The organism is Arthrobacter sp. RT-1 (genome assembly GCF_003367205.1).
Lineage (GTDB): Bacteria > Actinomycetota > Actinomycetes > Actinomycetales > Micrococcaceae > Arthrobacter.
The window spans coordinates 508,322-535,313 of sequence record NZ_QRGQ01000002.1 but is presented as its reverse complement, the minus strand read 5'-3'; the positions used below and the strand labels follow the sequence as shown (position 1 = coordinate 535,313).

Sequence of the window (26,992 nt, the reverse complement as noted above, 5' to 3'; positions counted from 1 at the left end):
CACCGTAAGGTTGCTGACGAGTCGCCACTGCTAGGGTCTGGGCATGGATGAAAAACTGGGGAAGTTCATCGACGATTTTGCCGACTTGGTGCAGCTCGCACAGGAAGGACGCCATCAGCGACAGGCGGGAACACAGCTGCTCGACACGCTCACGGAGCACTTGGGAGTGGCCGCGGTGGACCTGGCAATGGTGGAGGAGCAGATTCCGTTCCACCGGTTCGTGGACGCGGACATTGTCCTGGCAGAGCTCGCGGCCCTTGATCCGGACAACAGGCTGGTGGGGATTGGCGGCGGCGGCCAGCGCCATCACGCCTCCCTCAGTGACATGGTGCAGCAGTCCCAGCTTTTCCCGCAGTTTCCGTTGTCCCAGCCGGACTACGTCAATCTGGCGGTCGGTCCGGACACGCAGCGCCAGGCGGTGGGCTTCGGGCTCCGGCTCTTGACGTTCGACGGCGGCAGGTTAGCGGTCCTGCAGCGCGCCGCGGAACCGCGCTCCGGGCGGCAGACGGCATCCCTGGAGGTTGTGGCCGCCGTCCCGGAAACAGGGACCGCGTTCCTTGCCGAATACCGTCGGCGGATGGACAGCCAAAGCGTCCTGAAGGGCCAGGTGATCTCGCTGGCGATGGGCGAGTATGGTCCCAGCAGCGGCGGCGTGACCTTCCACCACCGGCCGCGCCTGGAAGCCGCTGAAGTCATTCTGCCGGCGGGGCTTCTGCAGAAGGTTGCGGACCATACAGTGGGCATTGCCAGGCACCGGGAATCGTTGCGGGCCCACGGGCAGCACCTGAAGCGGGGTGTCCTGCTGTACGGCCCGCCGGGCACGGGAAAGACGCACACGGTGCGGTACCTGCTGGGCCAGAGTACGGGCGCGACGGCGGTCCTCCTCTCGGGCGGTTCGCTCGCCAGGATTTCCGAGGCGGCACGGATGGCCAGGGCGCTGCAGCCTTCCATCGTGGTCCTGGAGGACTGCGACCTGATCGCCGAGGACAGGAGCTTTGACCACGGGCCGCAGCCGCTCCTGTTCGAGGTCCTGGATGCCATGGATGGCCTGGACAACGATGCCGACGTCGCCTTCGTTTTGACGACGAACCGGCCGGACCTGCTGGAACGCGCCCTCGCCCAGCGCCCGGGGCGGGTGGACCTGGCGGTGGAAATTCCCCTCCCCGCACTTCACGAGCGCGTTGCGCTTCTCCGGCTTTACGCCCGCCAGGCGGCGTTCAGCACCGGGGCATTGGAGGCGGCAGCCGAACGCACTGAGGGCACCACCGCTTCCTTTGCCCGGGAACTGGTCCGGCGGGCCGTGGTGGCGGCTGCCCTGGCCAACAGCCCCGTTGGCGATGCACACCTCGCGAAGGCGGTGGAGGAGCTGATGGCGGATGCAGAGTCGCTGACGCGCAGCCTCCTGGGCAGCGGCAGCTAGCGCTACTGCGAGCCGAACAGGAACTCCTTGGCGTGCGCCACGGCCTTGCGGAAGGCATCGTTGCGGAGGGTCGCCAGGTGCTCGGTTTCGCCGTCCGCCGGTTCCAGGTAGCCGGTGTAGCCAGGGCGCAGGACCCAGATGTCTCCGGCCGGCGGGAGGTAGAACACGCCGAAGGACCGCTGCTGCTTATCCTCGGTTGTCCATACCGGCACCACGGCCAGGGCGGCACCGGTGGCCGGGTTGATCCACTGGGCACGCGGCAGCGGCTCCTCATGCGCTTCCGGGTCAAGGAATGGTGCGGTTCCGGCGCCCCACCGCTCCTCAAAGCGTTCGTGGAATGCCGGAATCAGGTGTGAATCGTAGCGTCGCCAGTCGCTCATGCAGTTCTCCGCCTCCTCGCGGTTATTGTTGCCACGCCGCGCAAAAAACTAGGACCAGGGCCCGCTTTCCCAGCGCACGGGGGTAATCCTGATGGTGTGCCCGGAAGTCCCGCCGCGGGTGTGGACCTTCCGGACGGGAATCGCCTGCGGCGCCGACGCCGCCCGCTGCTTGTCGTAGGCCGCCCGCCGCTCCGGATCCCGCAGTATGTTGAACGCCTGCATAATGCGCAGCAGCTCGCCTTCGGGTGCCGTGCCGCCGTCCACATCCGGGTGGTGGCTGCGCATCAGTGCGCGGTAGGCCCGGGATATCTCCTGCTGGCCGGCGTCCGCCCGGACGCGCAGGATTGCGTAGTAATCAGGGGTGTCTGTCATCTCAGCCCTTTCCACTCCGCCGGCGCAGAAGAATGCCGGGTGCGGGCCGTGCCGGGGCACCGCCCGCACCATGCCGCCTCGCTACGTTCCGATCTGCTGCCTCTGGGCCTGCTGCGTCTCGATCTCGATCTTGCGCGGCTTGGCGCGTTCGGCCACGGGAATCCGCAGGGTCAGGACGCCATGGTCGTAGCTTGCTTTGATGTTGTCCGTGTCCAGGGTGTCGCCCAGGATCAGTTGCCGGCTGAAAACACCGCGGGGACGCTCGGCAGCCACCAGCTCAACATTGGGCTGCGTGGGGTCGGAGCGTTCCGCCCGTACGGTGAGGACGTTACGTTCGACATTCAGATCCAGCGAGTCGGTCTTGACGCCCGGAAGGTCAAAGGCCACTACGAACTCGCCGTCTTCCTGCCAGGCGTCCATCGGCATGGCGGCCGGCCGGGCGGCAGTGCCAAAAACCTGCTGCGTGAGCCGGTCCAGCTCACGGAACGGGTCCGTGCGCATCAACATCATGTCCCACTCCTTCAGCTTTTAGGATGTTGGATCAGTACCATATCCGCCCACCGATCTATGGTGGTGGATATAGATTTTTTATAGCACCCGTGGGAAACTTAGGCAAGACCGCGCAACGACGATTTTGGAGAGACGTTATGGCAGACCCCGGAGCAGGACGGGCCGGCCGGCCCGCCAGCGGACATGCGCTCTACGCCATCTCCGTTGCAGCCAAACTGGCAGGAACAGGCCAGCAGAACATCCGGCTCTACGAGAGCAAAGGACTGTTAACACCGTCACGGACGGCCGGCGGCACGCGTCAATACAGCGATGACGACGTCGCAGTGCTGCTGCGTATCGGGGAACTCCTGGACCAAGGACTCAACCTGGCGGGCGTTGCCAAGGTGCTGGAATTGGAGGCAGCCAACATGAGGCTGCACCGTGCCCTGAAGCGCGCCAGATCCAGGCCGCCCGCCTGATACACGCGTTCCGGGCCCTAATCCCCCGGCGAGTCAGCCTTGGACAGTTCCCCAGTGATCCTCTCCCCCGGCACCCTGGCGGTCCGCCACGTATCCACGGCGATCACGCCGCCCAGGATGATCAGGGACAACGAGACCGAAGCGAGGGCGTCGCTGAGCCAGTGGTAGCCCAGGTACAGCCGGCTCAGGGCCGCCAGCACGATTCCCACGCCCGCTCCGACGAAGCCGAGCACGGCGGCCCGCGGGTTCCTGCGCCGCGAGAAGATCAGGAAGGCTCCCACCAGGAGGAAGTCACAGGCCCCCAGGACATGCCCGGAGGGGAACGAGAAAGTGTGGTCGATCCCGAAGAGCATCTGGTCCACCGGCGGGCGTGACCGCCGGACAATCTGGAGGATGATCTGCGAAATGATGACACCGGTGAGCATCGCCGACGCCAGCAGGATGGGCCGCCAGGCGTGCTTGGCGGCGAATCCCCAGACCAGGATGACCACCAGCACAATGATGGGCAGGGCAATGGGGCCAAACACCACGGCAAGGAAGATCATGATCGCCGTGATGGTGTCGGACCGCAGGCCCAGGAGCCAGTCACGGACAGGCCCATCGGCCGCGGACAGCCCATCGGCCTGCACCACGCTGATGAGGGTGGCGATGAAGAGCGCCACCCCCGCAGCCACCAGGATGACCGAAGCACGGTAGAGCGCGCGCCGGTCCCCCGGCTCCAGGTAGCGCTCCTCCACCACGAACTTGTCGTGGAAAGCGCGCCACCGGCCGTTCTTCTTGGCGGTTGTCCCGGAAGCTCTTCCAGAGCCTGACGATTCCTGCTGTCCCACTGTGACCATCCCTGCGCCGTGAAGTTTGCTTAGGGTGAAGATTATCCCGGTTGGCGCCTGCACGGGCGGTAGCCTGACTCCATGGGCGTGATGAATGAACTCATCGATGCGCAGGCGGTGAAAACGCTGTCCGGCATCCTCACGGCGGTTGCGCCCGACGTGACATGGGAACGCACCGCCGCTGCCGCTTCGCTGCTGGGCGATCTCAACCTTCGCGCCCGTACTGATCTTGTTGCCGGCGCCCTGGTGGATGACATCAGAAACAGCCCCGGACGTGGGTATCCGACGGCGGCGGCCAGCTTCCGCGCGGCCCTGCCAGTTCCGGAGTTCACCGGCTGGACCCTGTGGCCGGTTTCCGAGGCAGCTGCCACCCTGTGCCTCGAGTCCGGTTCCAGGCAGGACTTTGATGATGCCCTCGCGCTGCTGACCGAGCTGACGCCCCGGCTCACCGGCGAGTTTGCCATCCGCCGGCTGATCGCCCGGGATCCGGACCGGGCTCTGGCAGCGGTACTGGACTGGACGTCCCATCCGGATGAGCATGTCCGGCGCCTGGCCAGCGAGGGCATCCGGCCATACCTGCCGTGGGCGGTGCGTGTGCCTGCCCTCGTCCAGCGGCCAGAGGCCACCGTCCCCATCCTCGATGCGCTCTACCGCGACCCCTCCGAGTATGTCCGGCGTTCGGTGGCCAACCACCTCAACGATGTTGCCCGGCACGCCCCGGACCTGGTGGTGGCAACCGCCCGGAAATGGCTCGGGGCAGCAGACAACAACACCGGCTGGGTGGTCCGGCACGGCCTCCGCACGCTCGTGAAGAAGGGGCATGCCGGCGCCCTGGAGGTGCTGGGCTTTACGCCGGCGTCCGTGGCGGTTACCGGGCCGCACCTGGACCGGGACGTCCTCACGATTCCCGGGGAACTGACGTTCGCCTTCGAAATCTCCAATACCGGTGCCCGGGATGCGCGGCTTGCGCTTGACTATGTGGTCCACTACCAAAAGGCCAACGGCACCCAGTCCGCCAAGGTCTTCAAAATCTCAACCCTGACTCTGGCGCCGGGCGAGAGCAGGAGCCTCTCCAAGCGCCACGCGTTCCGGCAGATGACCACCCGGGTGCATCATCCCGGCCTGCATGCTTTGGAACTGCAGGTCAACGGTGCCCTGCACGGCCGCACGGAGTTCCGGCTGGAGGCGGGCTAGAACGAGCCGGTGGTGAACTGCCAGGTACGGGTGGCCAGCTGGTTCCCCGCAAGGTCGCGGACGGCTGTTCCGCCGCCTGTCACCGTCACGGTGTATTTGGTCTTGGCGGCCAGTGACTGCTGCGGGTCGAGGATCCACTGGTTCGTGGTGCCGTTCCGGAAGACGGCGGCCGGCACCACCGCGCCGGTGGCTGCGTTCCTCACGGTGAACGTGGTGCCGTTGACGCCCTGGACTGCCTCGTTGAAGGTCACGCTGATGTTGTTGCCGCGGCGCACCAGCAGCGCGTTGCTGCCGGGGGTGGTGCCGGTGACCACCGGGGCCGGGCCCGTCAGGAAGGTCCAGCTGACCGAGGCCAGCGGGGTTCCCGTAGTGCCGCGGATGGCCGAGCTTCCGCCCACCAGCGTTGCGGTATAGGTTGCATCCGCGGCCAGGTTGGCGGAGGGGTCCAGGGTGGCCGTCCGGGTGGTGGCGTTGTAGGTGACGCTGGCGGGGACGGTGGTGCCGGCAGCGTTCTTGAGCACGAACGTTCCTGACGTCAGTCCTTGTACTGCCTCGCTGAAGGTGGCGGTCACGTTGGCGCCGGACGGCACGGACGTGGCATTGGCCCCGGGACTCACGGCACTGACGGTGGGGGCAGGCGCGGGAGCGGGGGTCGGCGCGGGAGCAGGGGCAGGCGCGGGAGCAGCATTCACGGCGCCGGCGTAGAGCAGTCGGTTGGGCGTTCCGCCGGTGGCGCCGGTGACGGCCCCGGACGTTGCACCGGACACCAGGGTTCCCGCAACCTGGGCTGGCGTGAGGGCCGGATTCTGCGACAGCAGCACGGCGGCGGCCCCGGCTGCGTGGGGCGCGGCCATCGAGGTCCCGGACATGGAGGCCGTTGCGGTGGAGGTGGTGTGGAGCGCGGAGGTGATGGCTACGCCCGGGGCGTAGAGGTCCACGCACGTGCCGAAGTTGGAGAAGGAGGCCTGGCGGTCGGCGGAGTCGCTGGCGGCGACGGTGACAGCGCCGGTAACCCGGGCGGGGGAACCGCCGCAGGCATCCACCGCGGAGTTGCCGGCGGCAACCACTGCCGTGACGCCGTCGTTCATCACTGCCTGGATGGCTGCGTCCACCGCGGTGCTCGCGCCGCCGCCCAGGCTGAGGTTGGCCACGGCCGGCACGCCGGCGGGGTGGTTGGCGGCAACCCAGTCAAGTCCTGCCACCACATCGGAGTTGTAGCCGGAGCCGTTGCAGTCGAGGACCCGGACCGGGACCACGGTGGCTGCCTTGGCTACCCCGTAGGTGGCACCCGCCACCGTCCCGGCAACGTGGGTGCCGTGGCCGTTGCAGTCGCCGGAGCCCCTGCCATCGGCCACGGCGGTCCAGCCGGCCGTCACCCTGCCGCCGAAATCGGCGTGCGATGCGAGGACTCCGGTGTCCACGACGTAGGCCGTCACTCCGGCCCCGGCCGCTGTCCAGGAGTAGGAGCCGGAGAGCGGCAGGGGCCGCTGGTCCACCCGGTCCAGGCCCCAGGGCGCGGGCTGCTGCGTTGCGGAAATGCTGACGGGGGCGTCCGCTTCCACTGACAGCACACGGCCGGAGCGGGCAAGAGCCTCTGCCTGGGCAGGATTGGCGGTGACCACGGCGCCGCGCAGCGCGTGTTTGAACGTACGGCCGACGGCGAGGCCCTGCCCGCGCAGGTGGGCAGCCTCAGCATCCACATCGGCATTGGCGGCGTACTGCACGATGTAGCGGCCGGTTGCTCCGGCATCGGCTTTTGGCGCGGCAGCGGCAGGCACGGCGGAAACGGAAAGGGCTACGGCGGAGGCCAGCGCTGCGGCGGCGGGCAGCACAAAGGATGAAGTGCGAATTTTGGGGTCCTTGGTGTGGCGTTGGAGCTGCGGGGGGCGGGGAAATCCACCGCTCTACCAACAGGATAGGAGCCCGGGATGCGCCGCCGGCGGGTCCTTGCAGGATCCTGTGGGAAGCCTTGGGGATTCCTGCGGCCGGGACTATTCCCGGTGGTTCCGCCAGCTGTGTTCCGGCTCGAAGCCCAGCAGGCGCCGGGCCTTGTCGATGGAGAGCATGGTCTCGTGCTCGCCCAGTTCCCGGGTGACCTTCACCTCGGGAAACACCTCGGCCGCGAGGCTTGCGCTCGACCGGCTCATCACAGTGTCCGCATTGGCAATGATGAAGGCTTCAAAGCCCGGCCTGCCGTTCTCCAAAGCCCGCACCACTGCCTGGGCGCCGTCCCTGCCGTCGATGTAGCCCCACAGGTTCCATTTCCGAAGACTCGGGTCAGCATCGAAGGACGGGAACCTGGTGTAGTCCTCCACGTCCATGACGTTCGAGAACCGCAGGCCGACAATGCTTAGTTCCAGGTCCCAGCGTGTGAGTTCCGCTGCCATCTGCTCCTCCAGGTGCTTGACCAGGGAGTAAGTGCTTTCCGGCCGGGCAGGGTATTCCTCGTCCACGGGAATGTAGGGCGGGTCGACGTCGAACGGCAGTCCCAGCACCGTCTCGCTGGAGGCGTACACCACCTTCTTGATGCCTGCCCGGCGGGCAGCCTGGAAGACGTTGTAGGTGGACAGCATGTTGTTCTCGAACGTCGCGGCGTCCGGAAGGATGCCCGGCGCCGGGATGGCACCCAGGTGCACCACGGCGTCGAAACCGCTGTGCCTGTCATCCACGCCCAGCAGGGCATCGAGCACCTGGCCGTAATTGCGCAGGTCCACCACCAGGAGTCCCGGGCTCCGGGTGCCTTCCCGGTCCAGGTTGAGGACCTCGTGGCCGTCGTCGATAAGACGCCGGACAACGTGCCGGCCCAGTTTTCCGCTTCCGCCGGTGACGGCAATTCTCATCAGGAGGTCCTTCTGTTGGAGGGGCGCACCGGCTCAGGCTCCGGTACGGGTGGCCAGGAACTTTTCGACGGCGGCGATCGCCAATGCAGTGATCTCGCCCGGATCGCCGCTGCCGTTCACGGAGACGAGGATTCCCCGGCCGGCATAGACCGAGACAACTTCATGGGTTTCGCGGTGGTAGAGGTCAAGCCGGCGCCGGAACACGTCCACCGTGTCATCCGACCGCCCCTGTTCCTCCGCCCGTTGGCGCATCCGCTGCTCCAGTTCCGCGTCTGGGGCACGCAGTTCAATGACGGCGTCCAGGGCGACTCCCTGGGAGGCGAGCATGTTGTCCAGTTCCATGACCTGGGGAGCGGTACGGGGGTAGCCGTCCAGCAGGAAACCCGACTGGACGTCGCTGTCCAGGAGGCGGTCCTTTACCAGGGCATTGGTGAGGTGGTCCGGGACGAAGTCGCCGCCGTCGAGGTACTCCGCGGCCTGGCTGCCCAGTTCTGTCTGCTGGCTGACGTTGCTGCGGAAGATGTCGCCGGTGGAAACGGCCGGCACGCCGAAGTGCCGGGCAAGGTGCTCGGCCTGCGTCCCCTTGCCCGAGCCTGGCGGACCGATGATGAGCAGTCTGGTCATATTCCTGTCCCTCCATGGCGCAACGGCCGCTGGTTTCCGGGTGCGCCGCCGGCAGCCCCGGCGCCTGCTTCATTCTGCCGGTTAGCCCGGGCCGGCGCCAGCGGCCCGCCCGCCGGGAAGCCATATATGACTCTTTTCCGCGCCCGGGGATGTATATACTTCTGGGTATCGGTTTAGCAGCAGGCCGTTGGAAAGTTCGTCGATCCAGCGACCTTCACCGGCTCCCCGCCTCTTGGGTGGGACGGTTGGGTGTTGCCGGCTCGTTTTGACCTGAACGAATGGCACCAAAACCCGTGGCCAGCGAGTCAACAGCAAAATCCGATACATCCATAGCCGAACACCTGAATGAACTGGTCCTCAACAGCTCTGACGTTGAGGACTTCCTTAACGAACTGGCACAGGTGTCGGCGCGCAACCTCTCCGAGCCCGGAGACGAGATCCTGTGCGCCATCACCCTGCTCCGGAAGCGGAAGGCTGCCACTGTGGCCAGCAGCAGTCCGGAAGCCAAAGCAATCGGCCAGCTCGAGAACGAATTCAGCGAAACACCCAGCATGACGGCCTACACGTCGCAGAAGACCGTAAACGTTCCCGACGTGCAGGACGACGGCCGCTGGCCCGAATACTCCTCCGCCGCCTTCGCCCAGGGTGTCCGCTCCGTCCTGGCACTGCCGTTCGAGCTCGAAGGCGAGACCAAGGCTGCCCTGGTCCTGTACTCGCGCCGCCCCCAGCGCTTCGAAGCCCGCGACCTCGAGTTCGCCGAGGATTACGTCAGCCAGACGTCCCTCGCCCTGCGGCTGGCGGTGCGCTTTGCCCACTACAGTGAGACGGCGGCCAACCTGCGTGCCACCCTGGAATCGCGGACTGTCATCGACATGGCAGTGGGCATCATCATGGCGCAGAACCGGTGCAGCCAGCATGACGCCTTCGAGATCCTGAAGACCGCGTCCAGCACCCGCAATTCAAAGCTGCACGATGTGGCCGCCGCCGTGGTGAACGCCCTGGGCCAGGGCCCGGCCCGCACCCACTACGACGGCTAGCCGGTCCCTCAGCTGCGCAGTTGCTAGCGGTGCACGCGCGAACAAGCCTGCGGGCGGTAGACTGGGGCCAACTTTCTGCCGGGGGGCTTTGATGGAAAACAAACGCGTCTGCCTCGTGGTGGAAGACGACAACGATATCCGTGGACTGATCAGCGTGGTCCTGCAGCGCGCCGGTTTTGACGTGAGGGCTGTTTCCACCGGTGCCGAGGGAATCGCCGCGGCGGCCGACCCTGCCATCGCACTCGTCACCCTGGACCTTGGCCTGCCGGACATGGACGGGCATGTGGTGGCGCGCGCCATCCGCGCGCTGAGCAAGGCTCCCCAGCTCTTCCTCACGGCGAGGTCGGAGGAGGACGATGTGCTGGCCGGCATGGCCTCAGGGGCTGCCGCCTACCTCACCAAGCCCTTTCGCCCGAAGGAGCTCCGGGAGCTCGCACTGCAGTTATGCCCCGCACCCGTTTCACAGGCCCCTCACATATCCGGCAAATCCCTCTGCTAGCCTGGCTGCCGGGAATGGGGTATGGCCCCTCAGCAGCAGAATCCACCCCGTAGGCCTAGCCTCCGCCGCGCGGGACCCGTCGCTGTAGGGGCTGCGCGACGACGCGGCGGGTAGCGCCGCGGATCTACCCGATGCCGGCCGTCGCCTCGGCGTAGGCGGTGGCCTGGTCACGTACCTGCACCAGGTAGGTATCCGACTGGTTGTAGGAGTAGATGGCCCCGGTCCATCCGTTCGCGGTGGTGAGGTCACGGCCGTGGCCGCACAGGTAGCCGGCTGCACTGAGCGCAGCGTCGTCGATGTTGAAGGGATCCGCTATCCCGTCACCGTTTCCGTCCCGCCCCGCAAGCTCCCATGTGGAGGGAATGAACTGCATGGGCCCCACGGCACGGTCCCAGCGTGCGTCGCCGTCCAAGGCTCCGGCATCCGTATCAGCGATGGCGGCGAACCCGTTTCCGTCCAGGCTTGGGCCAACAATGGGTCCGCTGGCTTGTCCTGCGGAGTCCAGGCTTCCACCGCCATAAGCTCCGTGGCGGGATTCGACGAAACCGACGGCCGCCACCGTATTCCAGCCGATGCCGCAGCCCGGGGAGGCCTGGTTGGCCGCGCCGGCCGCAGCCACGTAGGCCCGGAGCGCCCGCGCGGGAATGCCGGTCTGCGCGGCAGCCTCAGCGACCCACTCCGCGTCCGCGTTCCGGGTGATGTTCACGGCCGGGGTGATCCCGGTGGACAGCATTTCAAGTTTCGCCTCCGACCGCGGCGGCGGATCAAGGACCACGCGGGCGTTCGCGCCGGACTGCTGCAGTGCCCAGAACGACAGGGGCGTGATGACGCAGATCGAAAACACGGTGAAGACCAGGAGACGCCTCAGGCGCAGCACGGCGTCACGGGAGACAGTCACGCGTTTGATCCTATCGATCGAAACCCGCCAAACACTCATATTCGCGGCTGGGCTCCGTCACAGCACCCGCACAGCTTGGGCCCGGAAAGTAAAGACCAGCCCACCGAAATCACCCCGGAGAATCCCATGAACTCACTTATTTTCATCGTCGCGGACCTCGCGGCCATCAGCATCCTCACCTTCGCCCTGTACCTGCGCCGTCATCGCCGGCGAGACCTTGTGGTCTCCTATCTGGGCATGAACGTGGGAGTCCTGGCCGTCGCCACCGCTTTGTCCGGCTCGGCGGCCGGCCTGGGCCTGGGGCTTGGCCTCTTCGGCGTCCTGTCCATCATCCGGCTCCGGTCCACCGAACTGGCCCAGCACGAGGTGGCTTACTACTTCTCGGCCCTGGCGCTCGGCCTGATCGCCGGGCTGGGCATCGAGCCCCTGTGGCTGACCGGATCACTGATGGCCCTGATCCTGCTGGTGATGTTCGTGGGAGACCACCCCCGCGTCCTGCCCGCCCACCGCCACCAGACGGTGGTCCTGGACCGGGCCATTGCCGAAGACGGCGAGCTCTACGCCCGGCTCGAGGAAGTGCTGCACGGCAAGGTCCACTCCGCCACCATCTCGGAGCTGGACCTGGTCAACGACAAAACCATCGTGGACGTGCGGTACGCCTACTCCCCCGCGGCCTTCCCCGCCGCGCCGGCCACCGTTTCGGGAATCACGACGGCGGCGCCCGCGGCTCCTGCCTCCCGGCCTGCCCACGCGGCCCCCGCCGCGCCGGCACACTCCCCCGCCCACGCCCACGCAGGTGCGGCATGAGCGCCGCGCCAGCAGCCGCCGTCGGGAACCTGCACCTCCTGCCACCGGTGGGGCTCGACGAGCTCAACGCCGAGGCCGCGCTCCAGACCCGGGTTGACCGGAAGTACGTGGTTCCCACCAGGCTTGCCCGCCAGCTGCTGGACACGTTCAGCACGGGCATGCGGGTACTGGAGATGGATGGCGCCCGCAGCTTCGCCTACGACTCCGTCTACTTCGACACCGCCAATCTGGACAGCTACCTGCTTGCAGCCCATGGTCGGCGCCGCCGCTACAAGATCCGCACCCGGACCTACGTGGACAGCGCGGTGAGCTTCCTGGAGGTCAAGACCGAGGGCGCCCGTGAAGCAACCGTCAAGGAACGCATCCCCTACCACCTTGAAGACCGCGCCCGGCTCACCGCCGAAGGCCTCGACTACGTCCGCGAAACGCTTACTGCCGCCGTGGGCTCGGTGCCCACGGGCACGTTGGAGCCCGTGCTGGAAACCCGGTACCACCGCACCACCCTCTACCTGCCGGAATCCGGCAGCCGGGCCACCATCGATACCGACGTGACCTGGCAGCGCCCGTCGCACGGGTCCTGGGTGCTGGCGGACGCCGTCATCCTGGAAACCAAGTCCGGCTCCACCGCCGGCCCCCTGGACCGCCACCTCTGGGCACATGGCGTCCGGCCTTCCCGGATTTCCAAGTTCGCCACCGGCATGGCAGCCCTCCGTCCCGACCTCCCCGCCAACCGCTGGAACCGGACGCTTCGCCGCAGCCTGGCACTGCGGCCCGCGGCCTAGCTCCAGCTCCCCATCCGGATCGAGCCCCCTCCAACTTCCCGAAGGAACACACCATGAAAAGTCTCCGTACCCACCTCTCCGTCGCCGCCCTGGCCGCCACTATTGCCCTAACCGGGTGCTCCGTGGCGGGCACCGGCGTCTCCGCCATCAGCGGCAGCGGCACATCGTCCACCGCGACCTCCGGCACGGCGCAGGCCGTCTCCCTGGACACCCTCGCCGCCGACACCCACTACGACGCCGATGACCTCACCTGGGATGCGGCCTCCGAAGTAGCCGTGACCTTGGCGGACGGCGCCAGCTCCGTTACCTCGGGTTCATCCGACGCCGTAACGGTCGACGGCGACACCGTCACCATCAGCGCCGCCGGGACCTACCGGCTCAGCGGCTCCCTGTCCGACGGGCAGGTGGTGGTGGCCGCCGGCGAGGAGGATGTGGTGCGCATCATCCTGGACGGCGCCGGCATCACCAGCTCCACCGGTTCACCGTTTGTGGTGCAGAGCGCCAATGAAGCCACCGTCTACCTGGCGGACGGAACCACCAGCTCCCTCAGTGATGCCGCCACCTACGCGGACCAGGGAACTGATGCCCCCAACGCCGCCCTCTACTCCATGGCGGACCTGACCATCGCCGGCACCGGCGCCCTGACCGTGGACGGCAACTACAACGACGGCATCTCCGCCAAGGACGGCCTGGTCCTGGCCGCCGGCACCGTCACCGTGGAGGCGGCGGACGACGGCATCGTGGGCAAGGACTACGCGGTGCTGCTGGACGGCGCCTACCAGGTCAGCGCCGCGGGCGACGGCTTCAAATCCGACAACGAGGAGGACGAGGGCCGCGGCTGGGTCCTGATCAACGGCGGAACCCTCAACGTGGCCGCCGGGGACGACGGCATCAAGGCCTACAACACCCTCACCATCGCCGCCGGCAGCACCACGGTGGAGGAATCGGAGGAAGGCCTGGAGGCCCAGCACATCGTGATGCAGGGCGGCACAGCCACCGTCACGGCCAACGACGACGGCGTGAACGCCTCGGGCGGGTCCGCCACCTCTGCTTCCAGCGGCGGAGGAATGGGCGGCGGCAGCATGGCGGTCGGCGACTACACCGTGGAAGTGACCGGCGGCCTGTTGACCATCAACTCCCAGGGCGACGGCCTTGACTCCAACGGCAACGCAAGCATCTCCGGCGGCACCGTGGTGGTCAACGGCCCCACCAACAGCGGAAACGGTGCCCTCGACGTCAACGGCGAACTGGCCGTCACCGGTGGAACCGTTGCCGCCGCCGGAAGCGCCGGCATGGTGGTTACTCCGGGTGAGTCCTCAACCCAGTCGGGTGTGCAGGTGACGCTGGGCTCGACTGTTCCGGCGGGAGCAGTGATCCAGGTTGCCGACTCCGCCGGCACCGTGGCGGCAGCCTTCGTCACCACCAAGGCAACAGCGTCCCTGGTGTTCTCCTCCGCGGCCATCACCCAAGGTAAGGAGTACACGGTCTACACCGGCGGTACCGCAACCGTGAGCGCAGGCATCGGCGAAGGCTCGCTGGACGGCGCCACCGAACAGGGCACCCTCACCGCCGGCGAGTACACCGCCGAGCAGGGCCCCGGCGGCGGTGGCGGCGGTCCCCGCTGGTAGGAAAGCGCGTCCGGCGACGGCGGCGGATAGCCGCCGTCGCCGTCGTATTTCGCTAACCCTTACTTTGCGAGGAAGCGCAGCAGTGCTTCGTTGACCTCAGCCGCGTGGGTCCACAGCAGGCCGTGCGGGGCACCCTCGATCTCCACATACTCTGCGGTGGGCAGGGCCTTGGCGAACAGGCGTCCGGTGGAATCGATCGGAAGGATGTTGTCCGCGGTCCCGTGGAGGATCAGTGCGGGAACGTCGATCTTGGGGATGTCCTGGCGGAAGTCCGTCAACCAGGTGGGCTGGGCGGCCACGGACGCGGTTGCCCCGGAGCCGGCTGCCAGGTTCCAGCTTGCGTTGACCAGCTCCTGGCTCAGGCGGGGAGTGCCCAGGAAGGTGTCCGAGTTGTAGAAGTTCTTGAAGAATTCGGTGAAGAAGGCGTACCGGTCTGCTGTGACTGCTTCCGTCAGCCCGTCGAAGACCTCCTGCGGGACGCCGTCAGGGTTGTCGTCGGTCTTGAGCAGGAAGGGCTCCAGGGAACCGAGGAAGGCGGCCCGGGCCACGCGGGTCGAACCGTAGTTGGACAGGTAGCGGGCAACCTCGCCCGTACCCATGGAGAAGCCCACCAGCACCACCTCATTCAGGTTCAGGGTGGTCAGCAGCTCGTTAAGGTCGGCAGCGAAGGTGTCGTAGTCGTAGCCTTCGGTGGTCTTGCTGGACTTGCCGAAGCCCCGGCGGTCGTACGTGATGACCCGGTAGCCGGCGTCCAGGAGGGCCGCGGTCTGCTTTTCCCAGGAGGACCCGTCCAGCGGGTAGCCGTGGATCAGGACCACCGGCTGGCCTGAGCCATGGTCCTCGTAGTAAAGCTCGATGTCAGTGCTGTTTTCAGTTCCAACGGTAATGAAAGCCACGCGGCAATTCCTTTCGAGACTGATCGGAGCGGGCGGACGTTCGTGCCCGGCCCGCGCACTCCCTACTCTAGGGCTGTCGCCGTGAAAGGTGCCGCCAGGGCCACCGCTGCTATTGGGACGGCTGCGGGAGCTCGCAGGATATCTGCGGGTTTGCTCCCATGTAGTTCAAGGGTCCGGCAGCGATGGTGAGGACCACCGTGCCTGCCTGCGCGCAGGAACCCGGCGCTCCGCCAAAGTAGCCGCGCTGCCAGGCAGCCACACCGCCGATGATCAGCCATATGACAACAAGTGCTCCAAGGATCCGCATGATTCCTCCAAAGGCCGCGGCGGCTGTGGGTTCAATTATGCGACGGCGGCCGCCGTCACCATAGTGCGGCACGACCCCTGCTTGTGACACTATCTGCGCATGAATGCCGGGACCCGGGTCCTCTACCGGCTGGAGAATGAACACGCCCGGCAGCTGGTGGCCGACGCCATCTTCCAGGCCGAGCACGCACTCGGCGGCCAGCCGGCCCATCACCGGCTTGACGGGGCCAAGCAGTGAGCGGGCAGCCGCGGGAGGCCGGCCAGAAGGCGTCCCACGAACACACCCACGACGACGGGCATCACCAGCACACCCACGCGCACTTGAGACACGACAATGGGCATGACGACGACCACGGGCACGACCACGGACATCATCATCACCGCGGCTTCAAGGGCTGGCTGCTGGAGCTGTTTGTCCCGCACACGCACGATTCAGCGGACTCCATCGACGACGCGATGGAAGCCAGCACCGAGGGCATCCGCGCCCTGAAGATCAGCCTCTTCGTCCTGTTGGCCACCACGGTGCTGCAGTTCGCCGTGGTCCTGTTCAGCGGCTCCGTGGCCCTGCTGGCGGACACCATCCACAACTTTTCGGACGCCCTCACGGCGGTGCCGCTGTGGATTGCGTTCATCCTGGGCAGGAAGGCAGCCACCCGCCGGTACACGTTCGGGTTCGGCAGGGCCGAGGACCTGGCCGGCCTGTTCATCGTGGCGGTGGTGGCCCTCTCGGCAATCGTGGCGGGCTGGCAGTCAGTGAACCGGCTCATCCACCCCCAGCCTCTTCAAAACCTTGGGTGGGTGATGGCGGCCGGAATCATCGGCTTCGCCGGAAACGAGGCGGTTGCCATCTACCGGATCCGGGTGGGCCGCAAGATCGGATCGGCGGCCCTGGTGGCCGACGGCGTCCACGCGCGCACCGACGGTTTCACATCGCTGGCCGTCGTGCTCGGCGCGGCGGGCGTTATGCTCGGATTCCCGCTGGCGGACCCGATTGTTGGGCTGCTGATTTCGGCAGCCATCGTGGTGCTCTTGTGGGGCACGGTCCGCAGCATTGGCCGCCGGCTGATGGACGGCATTGAGCCGAACCTGGTGTCACGCGCCCTCGAGGCCCTGGAAGGAACCCCGGGTGTACTGGCCGTCAAGCGGCTGCAGCTGCGCTGGAACGGCCACCGGCTGCAGGGCACGGCCATAGTTGTGGTTGGGGACGGCAGCCTGTCGGCCGCCGAGGACATCCTGCACCAGGCGGACCACCGGCTGAGGCATGCCCTGCCGAAGCTGGACGACATGGTCCTGTCGCCCAGCTTGCGGCGGTAGCGGGAATCAGGCCTTGGCGGCCTTGCCCGGAAGGGCCAGCTTGAAGACCTTGGCCCAGGACGAGCCCACCTGCTTCAGCAGCGGCCCGGTGGTGTACTTCAGGCCGTAGCGCTGGCAGATCTCCCGAACCCGGGGTGCCACCTCGGCGTACCGGTTGGAGGGCAGGTCCGGGAACAGGTGGTGCTCGATCTGGTGCGACAGGTTTCCAGTCATGGTGTGCATGAACTTGGAGCCGGAGATGTTGGCCGAGCCGATCATCTGGCGGACGTACCAGTCACCGCGGGTCTCCCCTTCGACCATGTCCTCTGTGAAGGTGTCAGTGCCCTCCGGGAAGTGGCCGCAGAAGATCACGGCGTGGGCCCAGACGTTGCGGACGGCGTTGGCAGCGAGCGTGCCGTACAGGGCCTGCTTGCCGGAACCGGTGAGCATGGCAACGGCCGGGGTTGCCGCGTAGTCCTTGGTGAACTGCGTGACAACCTTCTTGCCCAGGGCCTTGAGGTCCTTGAGCAGGGCCTCCTTGGACTTGGTGCCTTCCTTGTACTCGGTCAGCTCGAGGTCATAGATGGCAATGCCCCACTCGAAGACCGGCGCCAGGATGGCGTTGAACAGCGGGTTGGCCAGGTTGATGGGCTTCCACGGCTGCTCCTCGTCCATGCGCAGGAGGTTGTATCCGACGTCGTTGTCCTTGCCCACAACGTTGGTCCAGCGGTGGTGCAGGTCATTGTGGGTGTGCTGCCAGGAGCGCGAGGGGGTAACGAAGTCCCATTCCCACGTCGTGGAGTGGATGTCCGGGTCCCGCATCCAGTCCCACTGGCCGTGCAGGATGTTGTGGCCCAGCTCCATGTTTTCCAGGATCTTGGCAAGGCTGAGCAGGGTGGTTCCGGTGACCCAAGCAGCCTTGTTCTTGCTGACCAGCAGTGCGGCGCGGCCGGAAATCTCCAGCCCGCGCTGGATCTTGATCATGCGGCGGATGTACGCGGCATCTTCCGCGCCGCGCTTTGCCAGGATTTCGTCGCGGATCGCGTCGAGTTCACGGCCGAGCTCCGCCACCTGTTCGTCGCTGAGGTGGGCCGCGGCTGGCGGGCGGACGGTGGGGCTGCCGGATTCGGCAAGCTTTCCGGGGCGCGTCCTTGAGCTCTTGGGTGAACTGCCGCCGGCAGGAGTGACCTTGCTGGGTGTTATTACAGACATACCTTGATGCTCCTCAGATTTCGAGGTTGACGGGTCCGGCGGCTGCCGAGACACACGTTTGGATCAGTTGGCCGGGTTCGCCATGGATTTCCCCGGTACGGAGGTCGCGGACCTGTCCGGACAGGAGCGGGGTGAGGCAGCTGTGGCAGATTCCCATCCGGCAGCCGCTGGGCATCAGCACCCCGGCGTCCTCGCCGACGTCCAGGATGGGGGTGTCGCCGTCAGCTTCCACCTCACGGTCGGACGCTTCGAAGGTGACCAGCCCGCCGTCGTGCCCCACGCCGGCGTCGAAGGTGGTGTTGAAGCGCTCGATCATGAGGTTTCCGGCACTGCCGGCCACCGCGACGTCCGTTCCGGGCGCTGCCGTTGTGAGCGCGGCGCGCTTCCACAGCGCTTCGGCGTCGTCCAGGAAGCTGTCGGGGCCACAGGCGTAGGCCGCGCGTTCCTTCCAGTCCGGGCAGATCTCGTCCAGCTGGGAGGTGTTGGTGAGGTCCATGCGGCCCTGCTCGCCGGTAAACCAGTGGGCAAGCCGGAAGTTGGGGAACTGGTCGGCAAGTTCGGCGAGTTCCTCGCGGAAGAGGCTGTCACCCGGAGTGCGGGCTGAGTGGACCAGCACGACGTCGGCATCCGGACGCCGGGGAACAAGGGTGCGGATCATGGACATCACCGGAGTGATGCCGCTGCCCGCGGTCACCATCAGCAGGGGCCGCGGGTGCTCGGGAAGCACGAAGTCGCCCTGCGGGGGTGCGAGGAAGAGGACGTCGCCGGGTTTGGTGGTGCGCACCAGGGTCCCGGAGACGGCTCCGACGTCGGTCACGGTGATGGCCGGGTCCTTGCCCGCGGGGGCGCTGAGGGAGTAGGACCGCCAGTGGCGGACGCCGTCGAGTTCGACGCCGATGCGCGCCCACTGCCCTGCCAGGTGGGAGTGCCAGCCGCGGCCGGGGCGGAAGAAGATGGTGGCCGACTGCGCGGTTTCCTGAACCACGCGCGTCACCACACCCCGGAGCTGCCGTGCCGAGTAGACGGGGTTGAAAAGCGCGAGGATATCCTCCGGCGCCAAAGGCGTAGTGAGCACAGAGGCCGCCTGGGCCAGCTGTCGTAACCGGATCATGCGATTAAGCCTAGAGCGGCGCGAGCCATAATTCTCTCTCTCCGTCATATGACCGTTCCGCAGTCACGCTGTAATGGTGGCGCTAAGCCCCCAAAGCCGCACTCTAAGAGTAACGGCTGCGGTACGCAGATGGTTCCTCCACAAATCAGTAAGCGTGCTTAGTGTATCTCCGAAGCGCACGGTGCAGGCAATTTTGGCTCCGCATCCGGAATGTTACGGCTGGTCAGGAGCGGGACGGACTCCAGCCCAGCGCCGGGGCGATGTGGCGGGCCACGTTGCCCAGGAGCTTGGCGTTGAATTCCACCCCGAGCTGGTTGGGAACGGTCAGCAGCAGGGTGTCCGCGGCCTGGACGGCGGTGTCCGCGGCGAGCTGTTCCGCCAGCTGGTCCGGCTCGCCCACATAGGTCTTGCCGAACCTGGCGGTGAGCCCGTCGATGATGCCCACCTGGTCCCGGCTGTCGCGCAGGGCGCTGCCCGCGAAATACCGGCTGTCCTCGGCGTCCACGATGGGAAGCACGCTGCGGCTGACCGAAACCCGGGGTACGTGGCTGTGGCCTGCAGCGGACCAGGCGTCCCGGAACAGCTGGATCTGCTCCGCCTGCAATTCGTGGAACGGCACACCCGTGTCCTCGGTCAGCAGCGTGGAACTCATCAGGTTCATGCCCAGTTCCGCGGCCCAGACCGCAGTTTTGCGGCTCCCGGCTCCCCACCAGATGCGTTCGGCAAGGCCGGGTGACTGGGGCTGGACGGGCAGAAGCCCAACGGCACCGCCGGCATAGCGGGGATCAGCTTCAGCCACCCCTGCCCCGCTGATCGCCTTACGGAAGAGCTCCGTGTGCCGGCGGGCCATGTCGGCATCTGTTTCCCCGGCGTCCGGCACGTGGCCGAAAGCCGCGGCTCCGTTGCGCGCAGGCTCGGGTGAACCGCGGCTGATGCCCAGCTGCAGCCGGCCTCCGCTGATCAGGTCCGTTGCCGCCGCTTCCTCCGCCATGTACAACGGGTTTTCGTACCGCATGTCGATAACGCCGGTGCCGATTTCGATCCTGCGGGTGCGTGCTGCAATAGCGGAAAGCAGCGGGAACGGGGAGGCCTGCTGGCGGGCGAAGTGGTGGACGCGGAAAAATGCTCCGTCCACGCCGAGCTCCTCGGCGGCTACCGCCAGCTCGATGCCCTGGAGCAGTGCCTCGCCGGCAGTCCTGGTGCGGGAGCCCTGGCCGGGGCCCCAATGGCCAAATGAGAGGAATCCTATGCGTTCCATACCTGCCCCAACCCGTGTCGCCCTGCCGGCATTCCCGGCTGGCATGATGGCTGCGTGGCTACTCCTGATGAAACGTTGACCATCGGCAAGACTGTCCTGCTGTTCGTGCTGGCGGCAGCGGCGGAGATCGGTGGCGCCTGGCTTGTGTGGCAATCCGTGCGGGAAGGCAAGGACTGGTGGTGGGCCGGGCTGGGCGTCATAGCCCTGGGTGCCTACGGCTTCGTGGCCACACTCCAGCCCGACGCCCATTTTGGCCGGATCCTGGCAGCCTACGGCGGGGTGTTCGTCGCCGGCTCGCTGGCCTGGGGCATGATCTTTGACGGCTTCCGCCCCGACCGGTGGGACGTGGCCGGGTCCCTGATTTGCCTGCTGGGCGTGGCGGTCATCATGTTTGCCCCGCGCGGCGGAAGCTGACGCCGTCCCCAACTAAACTGGCACCGTGACGAACAGGCAGCAGGGACCCGGGGAACCCGTGCCGCCGTCGCGCGGAAAAATCGCCGAGCGCCTGCTGCCGGGCGGGGAGGAACCGGACCCGCGGTTCACCCTCGCCAACGAGCGCACCTTCCTCGCGTGGATCCGAACGTCCCTTGCACTGCTGGCGGGCGGCATCGCCATTGAGGCGTTCACCGCCGACCTGTTCCTGGAGCCGGTCCGCAAGGGACTGGCCGTGGTCCTGCTGCTGCTCGGCATGCTGCTCAGTGCCGGTTCGGCGGTGCGGTGGCTCCGGGTGGAACGCAGCATGCGCAATAAAGCCCCCCTGCCGCTGCCGCTCATTGTGCCCCTCCTCGCCGGGGCAGGGGCCCTGGCGGCCGCCGTCGTCCTGGTCTTTATCCTCTGGCGCTGACGCATGGGAAATTCCCCCCGCCCTGCCGGCCTGCACGGGGATCCGGGCCTCCAGCCGGAGCGGACCACGCTGGCCTGGGGCCGGACCATGATGGCACTGGTAACGGTCAGCGCCATTTTCCTGCGCTGGCTCCCTGCCCACGGGTTCCCCATCCTGCTGCTGTTCGCCGTTTCCGCCGGCGCTGCGCTGGCCATCTACCTCACCCAGCGCCGGCGCTACAGTGCCAGCTCCCGGGGCATCCATCAGGAAAGTGTCGACGCCGACATCACCGCGGTGCTCTGGACGGCCTTTGCGGGGGTGGCGCTGGGAGGCCTGGGCATCGGCGTCGTCCTGGCCGGTTAGGAGCTGGGGTAACCACCAGCTTTAAAGGTTGCGGCGCTAAAACATGGGCAGGACGAAGCCTGCCAGCAGCGCCACTGCCCCGATGGCGGTCAGGGCGCGGCCCAGCAAGGAGGCCGTTTTGCCGGCTTCCTCCGGTGCGGCCATCTGCCACTGGGTGGGACGCTTGGGATGGTAGTAGATAGGAAGTGTGTCGCCCACCGCCAGGTCCTTGATGTCGTGGGGGGACATGGGGGCATGGTGCACCTGGTATTTCCGGTCGAACCAGCGGAAGCCCACGCCCGTGGTGTCGGAGTACACCACCGCCTCGGCCACGTCCCAGGGGTGCACGAAGCGGCGGAGGAACCCCGTGTAGAACAGCAGGCCCAACCCGGCGGGCAGGCACAACCAGGTCAGCATTTCCAGGATTGGACCTGCCATTTCAAGCACAGTGGGCATGAACTTGATGGTACCGCGCAGGGGTGGTGGCTTCTGCACCGACTACGTACGCTGAGGGAACCAAAGTGACCGGTCCGGAGTAAGGGGAAAGTTATGGACGATCAGGATCTTTTGGCGCGTATCCAGGCCCTGGTGGAGGAGGAACATTCACTCCGCGAGGGCTCCGGCGACGGCCAGGCGCCGGACCAGGCCCGGCTCAAGCAGGTAGAGGAAAGCCTGGACCAGTGCTGGGACCTGCTGCGCCAGCGCAGGGCCAAATCGGAGTCCGGCGAGAACCCGAACGAGGCCGAGCCGCGGCCCGTCAGTGAGGTTGAGAACTACAAGCAGTAACCGCCCAACGCCTGCCCGGTCCCGCCGCTTTTACTCCGGCGGGACCGGGCAGGACACCTTTTGATGCGCGTTAGCCGATGGCCTCGGGCATCTGCTCCACTACGTACTGGACGTCCACGGAGAGCCCGGTGACGGGATCGCTCATTTCCACTTTCCAGCTGCGGGCGAACTGGTTCACTCCGCCCGTCATGGCAACTGTGCCTGAAATCAACACCGTTCCGGGCTGGTTGAGGCCGCGTTCTTCAAGCACGCCGAGCCAGTAGTCCGGGGTGAGCAGCGCCTCCAGTGAGCTGTCCTGGATGAGCGTGTCCGGGGTGTCCCTCTCCCCCACCCAGCCCTTCAGCGTGATCCTGTCCAAGTGGTCGCGAACGTCATCCAGCCGCCACGCCTTCCGCCCCAGCACGTCCGGGCTGGCGTTCTTGCTCCATGCCACGCCGTGCACTTCCAGTTCCCGGTCCGTGTGGTCGCAGGCAACGGTCAGCAGCACGCCGTCATCGGTAATCACCAGCGCCCATTCGGCTTCGCCCGACGTCCGCGCGTGCTGCACGCGGACCTCGGACACCTGCTGCGCGAGGTAGGGCGACACCGGGTAGAGGGCGGGCGTGGTGGCGGGACCCGGGACCCCCAACTCCGCCAGTTCAGCGATGTGCGCCTGGACTTCATCCTGCTCGCGGCCTGCGTATCCGGCGTTCAGGAGGTGCTTGACCTCCACTTCCCTGGTGCTGCCATCGGGAAGTTCGAAGCTGAGAACCGTCATGGTGGATCCGTCCTTTTTTCTTGTGCTGCCGGAAAAATTAACAAAGCGGAAACCGGAAAGGGTCGCCAATGTACAACCAGTATGCGTAATGTATACATTTAACGCCAGCGTGACAGGCGTCACCCTTGAAACACTCCCGTGGAGGACAGAATGAGCAACTCCCCAGCTCCGGCACACGGTGCGGCGCCGCACCCGCCCATCCATCCCAAAGGCCTCTACAAGGCCTTTGCTGCCAGCCTCACCGGGACGGCCCTCGAGTGGTACGACTTCGCCGTCTACTCAGCGGCCGCCGCCGTCGTCTTTCCCATCGTTTTCTTCCCCGCCTCCGATCCCCTGACGGGCACCATCCTGGCCTTCTCCACGTACGCCGTGGGCTACGTGTCCCGCCCTGTTGGCGGCATTATTTTCGGCCGCCTGGGCGACCGCATCGGCCGCAAGAGGGTCCTGGTCACCACGCTGATGATCATCGGTGTGGCCACCGTCCTGATCGGCGTCCTGCCGGGGTATGACGCCATCGGCATCACGGCGCCCATCATCCTGGTGCTCCTGCGCTTTGCCCAGGGCGTGGGTGTCGGCGGCGAATGGGGCGGCGCCGTCCTGCTCTCCAGTGAGTACGGCGACCCGCACCGCCGCGGCTTCTGGGCCTCGGCCGCACAGGTGGGACCGCCCGCCGGCAACCTGCTCGCCAACGGCGCCCTCGCAGTCCTGACCCTCATGCTGACCGAGGAACAGTTCCTCGGCTTCGGCTGGCGGATCGCGTTCCTGGTTTCCGCGCTGCTGGTCGCGTTCGGCCTGTGGATCCGGCTGCGGCTGGAGGACACCCCCGTCTTCAAGGCGATCGCGGCCCACGGCGAGCAGCCGCATGCTCCCATCCGCGAAGTCTTCAGCCATGAACTGCGCCCGCTGATCGCCGCCATCCTCTGCCGTGTGGGACCGGACGTGCTGTACGCCCTGTTTACCGTCTTCACCCTGACCTACGGCATCCAGACCCTGGGCTACGAGCGCAACCAGGTCCTCACCGCCGTCCTGATCGGCTCCGCTTTCCAGCTCTTTATGATCCCGCTGGCCGGCGCCGTTTCGGACCGGTTCAACCGCCGCCTGGTCTACGGCGTGGGTGCGGTGGTCGGCGCCGTCTGGACCTTCATCTTCTTCGGCATCCTGGGCGGCGACAACCAGCCCATGCTGATCGTTGGCATCGTCCTGGGGCTCGCGGCACACTCGTTCATGTACGGCCCGCAGGCCGCCTTCATCGTGGAACAGTTCTCCCCCCGGCTGCGTTCCACCGGAAGCTCCCTGGCCTACACCTTTGCCGGTGTGATCGGCGGCGCCATCGCCCCGCTGATGTTCACGGTGCTGCTCTCCCAGTTCGGCACCTGGATTCCGGTGGCCATCTACGTTGCCGTCGCCGCCGTCGTGACCCTGGTGGGTCTCGCCATGGGCCGCGACAACGACACCGTTGAGGACCAGGACTACCGCCTCCTCCTGGAAGGCGCGGCGGAAGCCAAGCGGGCGTCGGGAGTGGGCGACTCCCGCTGAACCGTCAGGTGCGCAGCAGGATATCGCGGGTGACTGCCAAGTGCTCGTCGATCGCCTTCTGCGCCTGGACGGCGTCGCCGGCCACCAGGGCGTCAAGGATGCCCTGGTGTTCGGCGCACACGTCCTGGCGCCGGCCGCCTGTCCGGAACAGGGCGGCAACGCCCACCAGGATCTGGCGGACGTGAAGCTTGCTGTAGGTCCGGGAGATAAGTTCATTTCCGGCGGCGTCGATGAGCTGCTGATGGAAAAGGGTGTCCAGCCGGATGAATTCGCGGGCATCCCCCGGACTTTCGGTATCCGGAATCCTGGCCTGGAGGTCCAGCGTTTCCTGCATCAGACCCGCGGGGACGCGCTGCTCGGCGATGACCAGCCGGGCAGCGTAATTTTCCAGCACGCCGCGCAGCTCCATGAGCTCGGAAATCTCCCTGCCGGTGATGGCCGGGACGTACGCACCGCGCTGCGGAATCAGCTCCACCAGCCCGTCGGATACCAGGAGGAGCAGGGCTTCACGGACCGGGGTACGGGAAACACCGATGTCTGCCGCCAGCTCTGTCTCGTTAAGGAACCGGCCCTGAAGCTCCGGATCAGTCAGGACGTTCTCGCGCAGGTGGATGTACGCCTTCTCGCGACCGGACGCAGCCGTTCCCGGCATTTTTCCCATACATTATGTATACAACAGATTGGAGTTCTTCCATGCGTCTTGCAGTCGCCCAAATCATCAGCAGCGCAGACCTTGCTGCCAACCTGGAGCTGATCCGGGAGTACGCAACGGAGGCCAAAGCCGCCGGCGCGGAACTGGTGGTCTTCCCCGAGGCATCTATGCGCGCTTTCGGCCATTCCCTGAAGGACATCGCCGAACCGCTTGATGGACCGTGGGCGGAAAAGGTCCGCGGCATTGCCCGGGAACTGGACATTGCGATCGTAGCGGGGATGTTCACTCCTGGAAAGGACGGCCGCGTCCGCAACACGCTGCTGGTCACCGGCCCCGGCCTGGACACCTCATACGACAAGGTGCACCTCTTCGACGCCTTCGGCTTTATGGAGTCCAAGACAGTTGATGCGGGAGAAAGCCCGGTGACGTTCGAACTCAACGGCACCGTCTTCGGACTTGCCACCTGCTACGACGTCCGTTTTCCTGCCTTGTTTACCGCCAATGCCAAGGCCGGCGCGCAGGTCAACATCGTGTGCGCGTCCTGGGGTGCGGGCGAGGGCAAGGCCGAGCAGTGGGACCTGCTGGTCCGGGCCCGCGCGCTGGACAGCACCACGTTCGTTGTGGCCTGCGGCCAGGGCGACCCCGAAACCACCGGGGCAGGGCCGGCCGGAGCGGCTCCCACCGGAATCGGGCACAGTGCCGTCATCTCCCCGCTGGGGTCCGCACTGGCGGCGCTGGACGGAAAGCCCGGGCTCGCCGTCGTGGACATCGACCCCTCACTTGTGGACGAAGTCCGCACCAAGCTTCCCGTTCTGGCCAACGCCCGCCAGTTCTGAACCTGCCGGCTGCACGCCCCCGCCGCTTTACCCGGCAGGGTCCAGGAAGCTGCGGAGGGCGTGCACCCATTCTTCAAACGCGTCCAGGTGCGCATCGTGTGACGCGCTGGGCAGGTCAACCCTGCTGACTTGGCGACCGCGCTGCACGAACTCATCCTTCGCGTGCGGCCGGAACATCCCCTTGCCGCCGTACACTGCCAGCACAGGAATCCGAAGGGACTCCCACTCAGTCCACCGGGTCTTCCCAAGCCCGGCCGCCGCAGCAGCCATGACGGCGGCGTCGAGCCGGGGCCGGAAACCATCCCCATAGGGTTCAAGGTCGGCCGCCCATGCGTAAGCAAGTGCTCCGTCACCGAAGACATCCAGCGCCGCTTTCCTGCTGGTAAACGAAGCGGGCCAGGACGCAAAGTAGTCCCCCAAGGCCGCGAGGTCCGCCGGGTCCCCGCCGCCGGCGTCGACCTCCAGCAGGACGAGCCGGTTCACTAGGTCGGGGCGCGCCGCCGCCGTCAGCATCGCCGTGTGGCCACCCATCGACTGGCCCACCAGCACCACCGGCCCGGCTGCCTCCTCTTCGATGACACGGACGACGTCGGTGACAAAAGCCTCTAGTGAAAGATCGGGCGGGCAGCGGGTACTGCCTCCGTGGCCCCGGAGGTCCAGGAGGACAGTGCGAAACTCGGGAAGGGCGGCCGCCGTCGGAAAGAATTCCCTGGCGCTGCCTGCCAGCCCATGAAGAATGACCACAACAGGTCCCGGACCCCCTGAGTCATAGCACTGCAGGTGGGCTCCCGGCGCGGTCACAACGGTGAATTCCCGCAGCCGTGGTTCCTGGGCCGATGGTGTAGGCATGATGCCACGCTACGGCAGCTTTTCCGGGAGGGACCGGTGAGTCCTCGTTCACAGAC

32 protein-coding genes and 1 pseudogene are annotated in these 26,992 nt (G+C 66.8%); 16 read left to right on the top strand and 17 right to left on the bottom strand.

Features of this window, described 5'->3' with window-relative positions:
* The first annotated feature begins 43 nt into the window (after positions 1–43).
* Entirely contained in the window at positions 44–1,420 is a 1,377-nt protein-coding gene (locus tag DXK94_RS03915; RefSeq protein WP_115523905.1) for an ATP-binding protein, read from the top strand.
* 2 nt (positions 1,421–1,422) lie between these two features.
* Here DXK94_RS03915 and DXK94_RS03910 read toward each other — a convergent pair whose 3' ends face one another.
* From DXK94_RS03910 to DXK94_RS03900, 3 genes are all read right to left on the bottom strand, one after another.
* Positions 1,423–1,800, bottom strand: a complete 378-nt coding sequence (locus DXK94_RS03910) for a hypothetical protein (RefSeq protein WP_079598846.1) — start codon at positions 1,798–1,800, stop codon at positions 1,423–1,425.
* Positions 1,801–1,848: 48 nt separating this feature from the next.
* Positions 1,849–2,172 (bottom strand): J domain-containing protein, encoded by a 324-nt coding sequence (locus DXK94_RS03905; RefSeq protein ID WP_115523965.1) that lies wholly within the window; start codon positions 2,170–2,172, stop codon positions 1,849–1,851.
* Between the two features lie 81 nt (positions 2,173–2,253).
* Positions 2,254–2,679, bottom strand: coding sequence for an Hsp20/alpha crystallin family protein (locus DXK94_RS03900; RefSeq protein ID WP_079598877.1), 426 nt, complete (start codon positions 2,677–2,679; stop codon positions 2,254–2,256).
* A 140-nt stretch (positions 2,680–2,819) separates the two neighbouring features.
* Between DXK94_RS03900 and DXK94_RS03895 the strand changes: the two genes are divergently transcribed.
* Positions 2,820–3,140, top strand: coding sequence for a MerR family transcriptional regulator (locus tag DXK94_RS03895; RefSeq protein WP_079598844.1), 321 nt, complete (start codon positions 2,820–2,822; stop codon positions 3,138–3,140).
* A 17-nt stretch (positions 3,141–3,157) separates the two neighbouring features.
* On the opposite strand, the gene DXK94_RS03890 is transcribed toward DXK94_RS03895, so the two are convergent.
* Positions 3,158–3,979, bottom strand: coding sequence for a phosphatase PAP2 family protein (locus DXK94_RS03890; protein ID WP_115523904.1), 822 nt, complete (start codon positions 3,977–3,979; stop codon positions 3,158–3,160).
* A 72-nt stretch (positions 3,980–4,051) separates the two neighbouring features.
* Between DXK94_RS03890 and DXK94_RS03885 the strand changes: the two genes are divergently transcribed.
* Positions 4,052–5,164 (top strand): DNA alkylation repair protein, encoded by a 1,113-nt coding sequence (locus DXK94_RS03885; protein ID WP_115523903.1) that lies wholly within the window; start codon positions 4,052–4,054, stop codon positions 5,162–5,164.
* On the opposite strand, the gene DXK94_RS03880 is transcribed toward DXK94_RS03885, so the two are convergent.
* From DXK94_RS03880 to DXK94_RS03870, 3 genes are all read right to left on the bottom strand, one after another.
* The gene (locus tag DXK94_RS03880) at positions 5,161–6,996 is read right to left on the bottom strand and encodes a S8 family serine peptidase (protein ID WP_115523902.1); all 1,836 of its coding nucleotides are present in this window, start codon (positions 6,994–6,996) and stop codon (positions 5,161–5,163) included. The two genes, DXK94_RS03885 and DXK94_RS03880, sit on opposite strands and share 4 nt — an antisense overlap.
* A gap of 159 nt (positions 6,997–7,155) precedes the next feature.
* A complete protein-coding gene (locus DXK94_RS03875; RefSeq protein WP_115523901.1) occupies positions 7,156–8,004 on the bottom strand; it encodes an NAD(P)-dependent oxidoreductase in 849 nt (282 codons plus the stop codon).
* Positions 8,005–8,037: 33 nt separating this feature from the next.
* Positions 8,038–8,628 (bottom strand): adenylate kinase, encoded by a 591-nt coding sequence (locus tag DXK94_RS03870; protein WP_115523900.1) that lies wholly within the window; start codon positions 8,626–8,628, stop codon positions 8,038–8,040.
* 293 nt (positions 8,629–8,921) lie between these two features.
* On the opposite strand from DXK94_RS03870, the gene DXK94_RS03865 reads away from it, so the two are divergent.
* Both DXK94_RS03865 and DXK94_RS03860 read left to right on the top strand, forming a co-directional pair.
* Complete coding sequence (locus DXK94_RS03865) at positions 8,922–9,665, top strand: GAF and ANTAR domain-containing protein (RefSeq protein ID WP_079598838.1); 744 nt, start codon at positions 8,922–8,924, stop codon at positions 9,663–9,665.
* Between the two features lie 91 nt (positions 9,666–9,756).
* Entirely contained in the window at positions 9,757–10,164 is a 408-nt protein-coding gene (locus tag DXK94_RS03860; protein WP_115523899.1) for a response regulator transcription factor, read from the top strand.
* A gap of 124 nt (positions 10,165–10,288) precedes the next feature.
* Here DXK94_RS03860 and DXK94_RS03855 read toward each other — a convergent pair whose 3' ends face one another.
* Positions 10,289–11,041, bottom strand: a complete 753-nt coding sequence (locus tag DXK94_RS03855; RefSeq protein ID WP_220272954.1) for a lytic transglycosylase domain-containing protein — start codon at positions 11,039–11,041, stop codon at positions 10,289–10,291.
* 147 nt (positions 11,042–11,188) lie between these two features.
* Here DXK94_RS03855 and DXK94_RS03850 point away from each other — a divergent pair, with 147 nt between their 5' ends.
* Genes DXK94_RS03850 through DXK94_RS03840 form a run of 3 tightly spaced genes read left to right on the top strand, consistent with a single transcriptional unit; the run spans position 11,189 to position 14,279 of the window.
* The gene (locus DXK94_RS03850) at positions 11,189–11,869 is read left to right on the top strand and encodes a DUF4956 domain-containing protein (protein ID WP_115523897.1); all 681 of its coding nucleotides are present in this window, start codon (positions 11,189–11,191) and stop codon (positions 11,867–11,869) included.
* On the top strand, positions 11,866–12,651 hold the full coding sequence (locus DXK94_RS03845) for a polyphosphate polymerase domain-containing protein (protein WP_115523896.1): 786 nt from the start codon (positions 11,866–11,868) through the stop codon (positions 12,649–12,651). Before DXK94_RS03850 ends, DXK94_RS03845 begins: the two co-directional genes overlap by 4 nt.
* A gap of 53 nt (positions 12,652–12,704) precedes the next feature.
* The gene (locus tag DXK94_RS03840) at positions 12,705–14,279 is read left to right on the top strand and encodes a carbohydrate-binding domain-containing protein (RefSeq protein ID WP_115523895.1); all 1,575 of its coding nucleotides are present in this window, start codon (positions 12,705–12,707) and stop codon (positions 14,277–14,279) included.
* A gap of 59 nt (positions 14,280–14,338) precedes the next feature.
* Here DXK94_RS03840 and DXK94_RS03835 read toward each other — a convergent pair whose 3' ends face one another.
* Positions 14,339–15,175, bottom strand: a complete 837-nt coding sequence (locus DXK94_RS03835) for an alpha/beta fold hydrolase (RefSeq protein WP_115523894.1) — start codon at positions 15,173–15,175, stop codon at positions 14,339–14,341.
* Between the two features lie 109 nt (positions 15,176–15,284).
* A complete protein-coding gene (locus DXK94_RS03830) occupies positions 15,285–15,482 on the bottom strand; it encodes a hypothetical protein (protein WP_079598831.1) in 198 nt (65 codons plus the stop codon).
* A 108-nt stretch (positions 15,483–15,590) separates the two neighbouring features.
* Between DXK94_RS03830 and DXK94_RS03825 the strand changes: the two are divergent.
* Both DXK94_RS03825 and DXK94_RS03820 read left to right on the top strand, forming a co-directional pair.
* A pseudogene (locus DXK94_RS03825) lies at positions 15,591–15,719 on the top strand (transcriptional regulator); the annotation flags it as partial.
* Positions 15,716–16,795: a cation diffusion facilitator family transporter gene (locus tag DXK94_RS03820; protein WP_115523893.1), complete on the top strand. Its 1,080-nt coding sequence runs from the start codon at positions 15,716–15,718 to the stop codon at positions 16,793–16,795. The pseudogene DXK94_RS03825 and the gene DXK94_RS03820, both read left to right, overlap by 4 nt.
* 6 nt (positions 16,796–16,801) lie before the next feature.
* Here the strand turns inward: DXK94_RS03820 and DXK94_RS03815 are convergent, their stop codons facing one another.
* The 3 genes from DXK94_RS03815 to DXK94_RS03805 form a co-directional block, all read right to left on the bottom strand.
* Complete coding sequence (locus DXK94_RS03815) at positions 16,802–17,986, bottom strand: acyl-CoA desaturase (RefSeq protein ID WP_079598829.1); 1,185 nt, start codon at positions 17,984–17,986, stop codon at positions 16,802–16,804.
* A 13-nt stretch (positions 17,987–17,999) separates the two neighbouring features.
* The gene (locus tag DXK94_RS03810; protein WP_079598828.1) at positions 18,000–19,097 is read right to left on the bottom strand and encodes a ferredoxin reductase; all 1,098 of its coding nucleotides are present in this window, start codon (positions 19,095–19,097) and stop codon (positions 18,000–18,002) included.
* A 223-nt stretch (positions 19,098–19,320) separates the two neighbouring features.
* Positions 19,321–20,355, bottom strand: coding sequence for an LLM class flavin-dependent oxidoreductase (locus DXK94_RS03805; protein ID WP_115523892.1), 1,035 nt, complete (start codon positions 20,353–20,355; stop codon positions 19,321–19,323).
* Positions 20,356–20,430: 75 nt separating this feature from the next.
* Here DXK94_RS03805 and DXK94_RS03800 point away from each other — a divergent pair, with 75 nt between their 5' ends.
* Genes DXK94_RS03800 through DXK94_RS03790 form a run of 3 tightly spaced genes read left to right on the top strand, consistent with a single transcriptional unit; the run spans position 20,431 to position 21,541 of the window.
* Positions 20,431–20,769, top strand: coding sequence for a YnfA family protein (locus tag DXK94_RS03800; RefSeq protein WP_079598826.1), 339 nt, complete (start codon positions 20,431–20,433; stop codon positions 20,767–20,769).
* Between the two features lie 25 nt (positions 20,770–20,794).
* The gene (locus DXK94_RS03795) at positions 20,795–21,199 is read left to right on the top strand and encodes a YidH family protein (RefSeq protein WP_115523891.1); all 405 of its coding nucleotides are present in this window, start codon (positions 20,795–20,797) and stop codon (positions 21,197–21,199) included.
* Between the two features lie 3 nt (positions 21,200–21,202).
* On the top strand, positions 21,203–21,541 hold the full coding sequence (locus tag DXK94_RS03790) for a DUF202 domain-containing protein (protein ID WP_115523890.1): 339 nt from the start codon (positions 21,203–21,205) through the stop codon (positions 21,539–21,541).
* A 36-nt stretch (positions 21,542–21,577) separates the two neighbouring features.
* On the opposite strand, the gene DXK94_RS03785 is transcribed toward DXK94_RS03790, so the two are convergent.
* On the bottom strand, positions 21,578–21,976 hold the full coding sequence (locus DXK94_RS03785) for a hypothetical protein (RefSeq protein ID WP_079598823.1): 399 nt from the start codon (positions 21,974–21,976) through the stop codon (positions 21,578–21,580).
* A gap of 93 nt (positions 21,977–22,069) precedes the next feature.
* On the opposite strand from DXK94_RS03785, the gene DXK94_RS03780 reads away from it, so the two are divergent.
* Positions 22,070–22,306 (top strand): DUF2630 family protein, encoded by a 237-nt coding sequence (locus DXK94_RS03780; protein ID WP_079598822.1) that lies wholly within the window; start codon positions 22,070–22,072, stop codon positions 22,304–22,306.
* 70 nt (positions 22,307–22,376) lie between these two features.
* On the opposite strand, the gene DXK94_RS03775 is transcribed toward DXK94_RS03780, so the two are convergent.
* Positions 22,377–23,063, bottom strand: a complete 687-nt coding sequence (locus DXK94_RS03775) for a DUF2848 domain-containing protein (RefSeq protein WP_115523889.1) — start codon at positions 23,061–23,063, stop codon at positions 22,377–22,379.
* A gap of 150 nt (positions 23,064–23,213) precedes the next feature.
* Between DXK94_RS03775 and DXK94_RS03770 the strand changes: the two genes are divergently transcribed.
* Positions 23,214–24,599: an MFS transporter gene (locus DXK94_RS03770; RefSeq protein ID WP_115523888.1), complete on the top strand. Its 1,386-nt coding sequence runs from the start codon at positions 23,214–23,216 to the stop codon at positions 24,597–24,599.
* Positions 24,600–24,603: 4 nt separating this feature from the next.
* On the opposite strand, the gene DXK94_RS03765 is transcribed toward DXK94_RS03770, so the two are convergent.
* A complete protein-coding gene (locus tag DXK94_RS03765; RefSeq protein ID WP_079598819.1) occupies positions 24,604–25,260 on the bottom strand; it encodes a GntR family transcriptional regulator in 657 nt (218 codons plus the stop codon).
* Positions 25,261–25,292: 32 nt separating this feature from the next.
* On the opposite strand from DXK94_RS03765, the gene DXK94_RS03760 reads away from it, so the two are divergent.
* A complete protein-coding gene (locus DXK94_RS03760) occupies positions 25,293–26,087 on the top strand; it encodes a carbon-nitrogen hydrolase family protein (RefSeq protein WP_115523887.1) in 795 nt (264 codons plus the stop codon).
* Between the two features lie 27 nt (positions 26,088–26,114).
* On the opposite strand, the gene DXK94_RS03755 is transcribed toward DXK94_RS03760, so the two are convergent.
* Complete coding sequence (locus DXK94_RS03755) at positions 26,115–26,936, bottom strand: alpha/beta fold hydrolase (protein WP_115523886.1); 822 nt, start codon at positions 26,934–26,936, stop codon at positions 26,115–26,117.
* Positions 26,937–26,992: the final 56 nt, after the last annotated feature.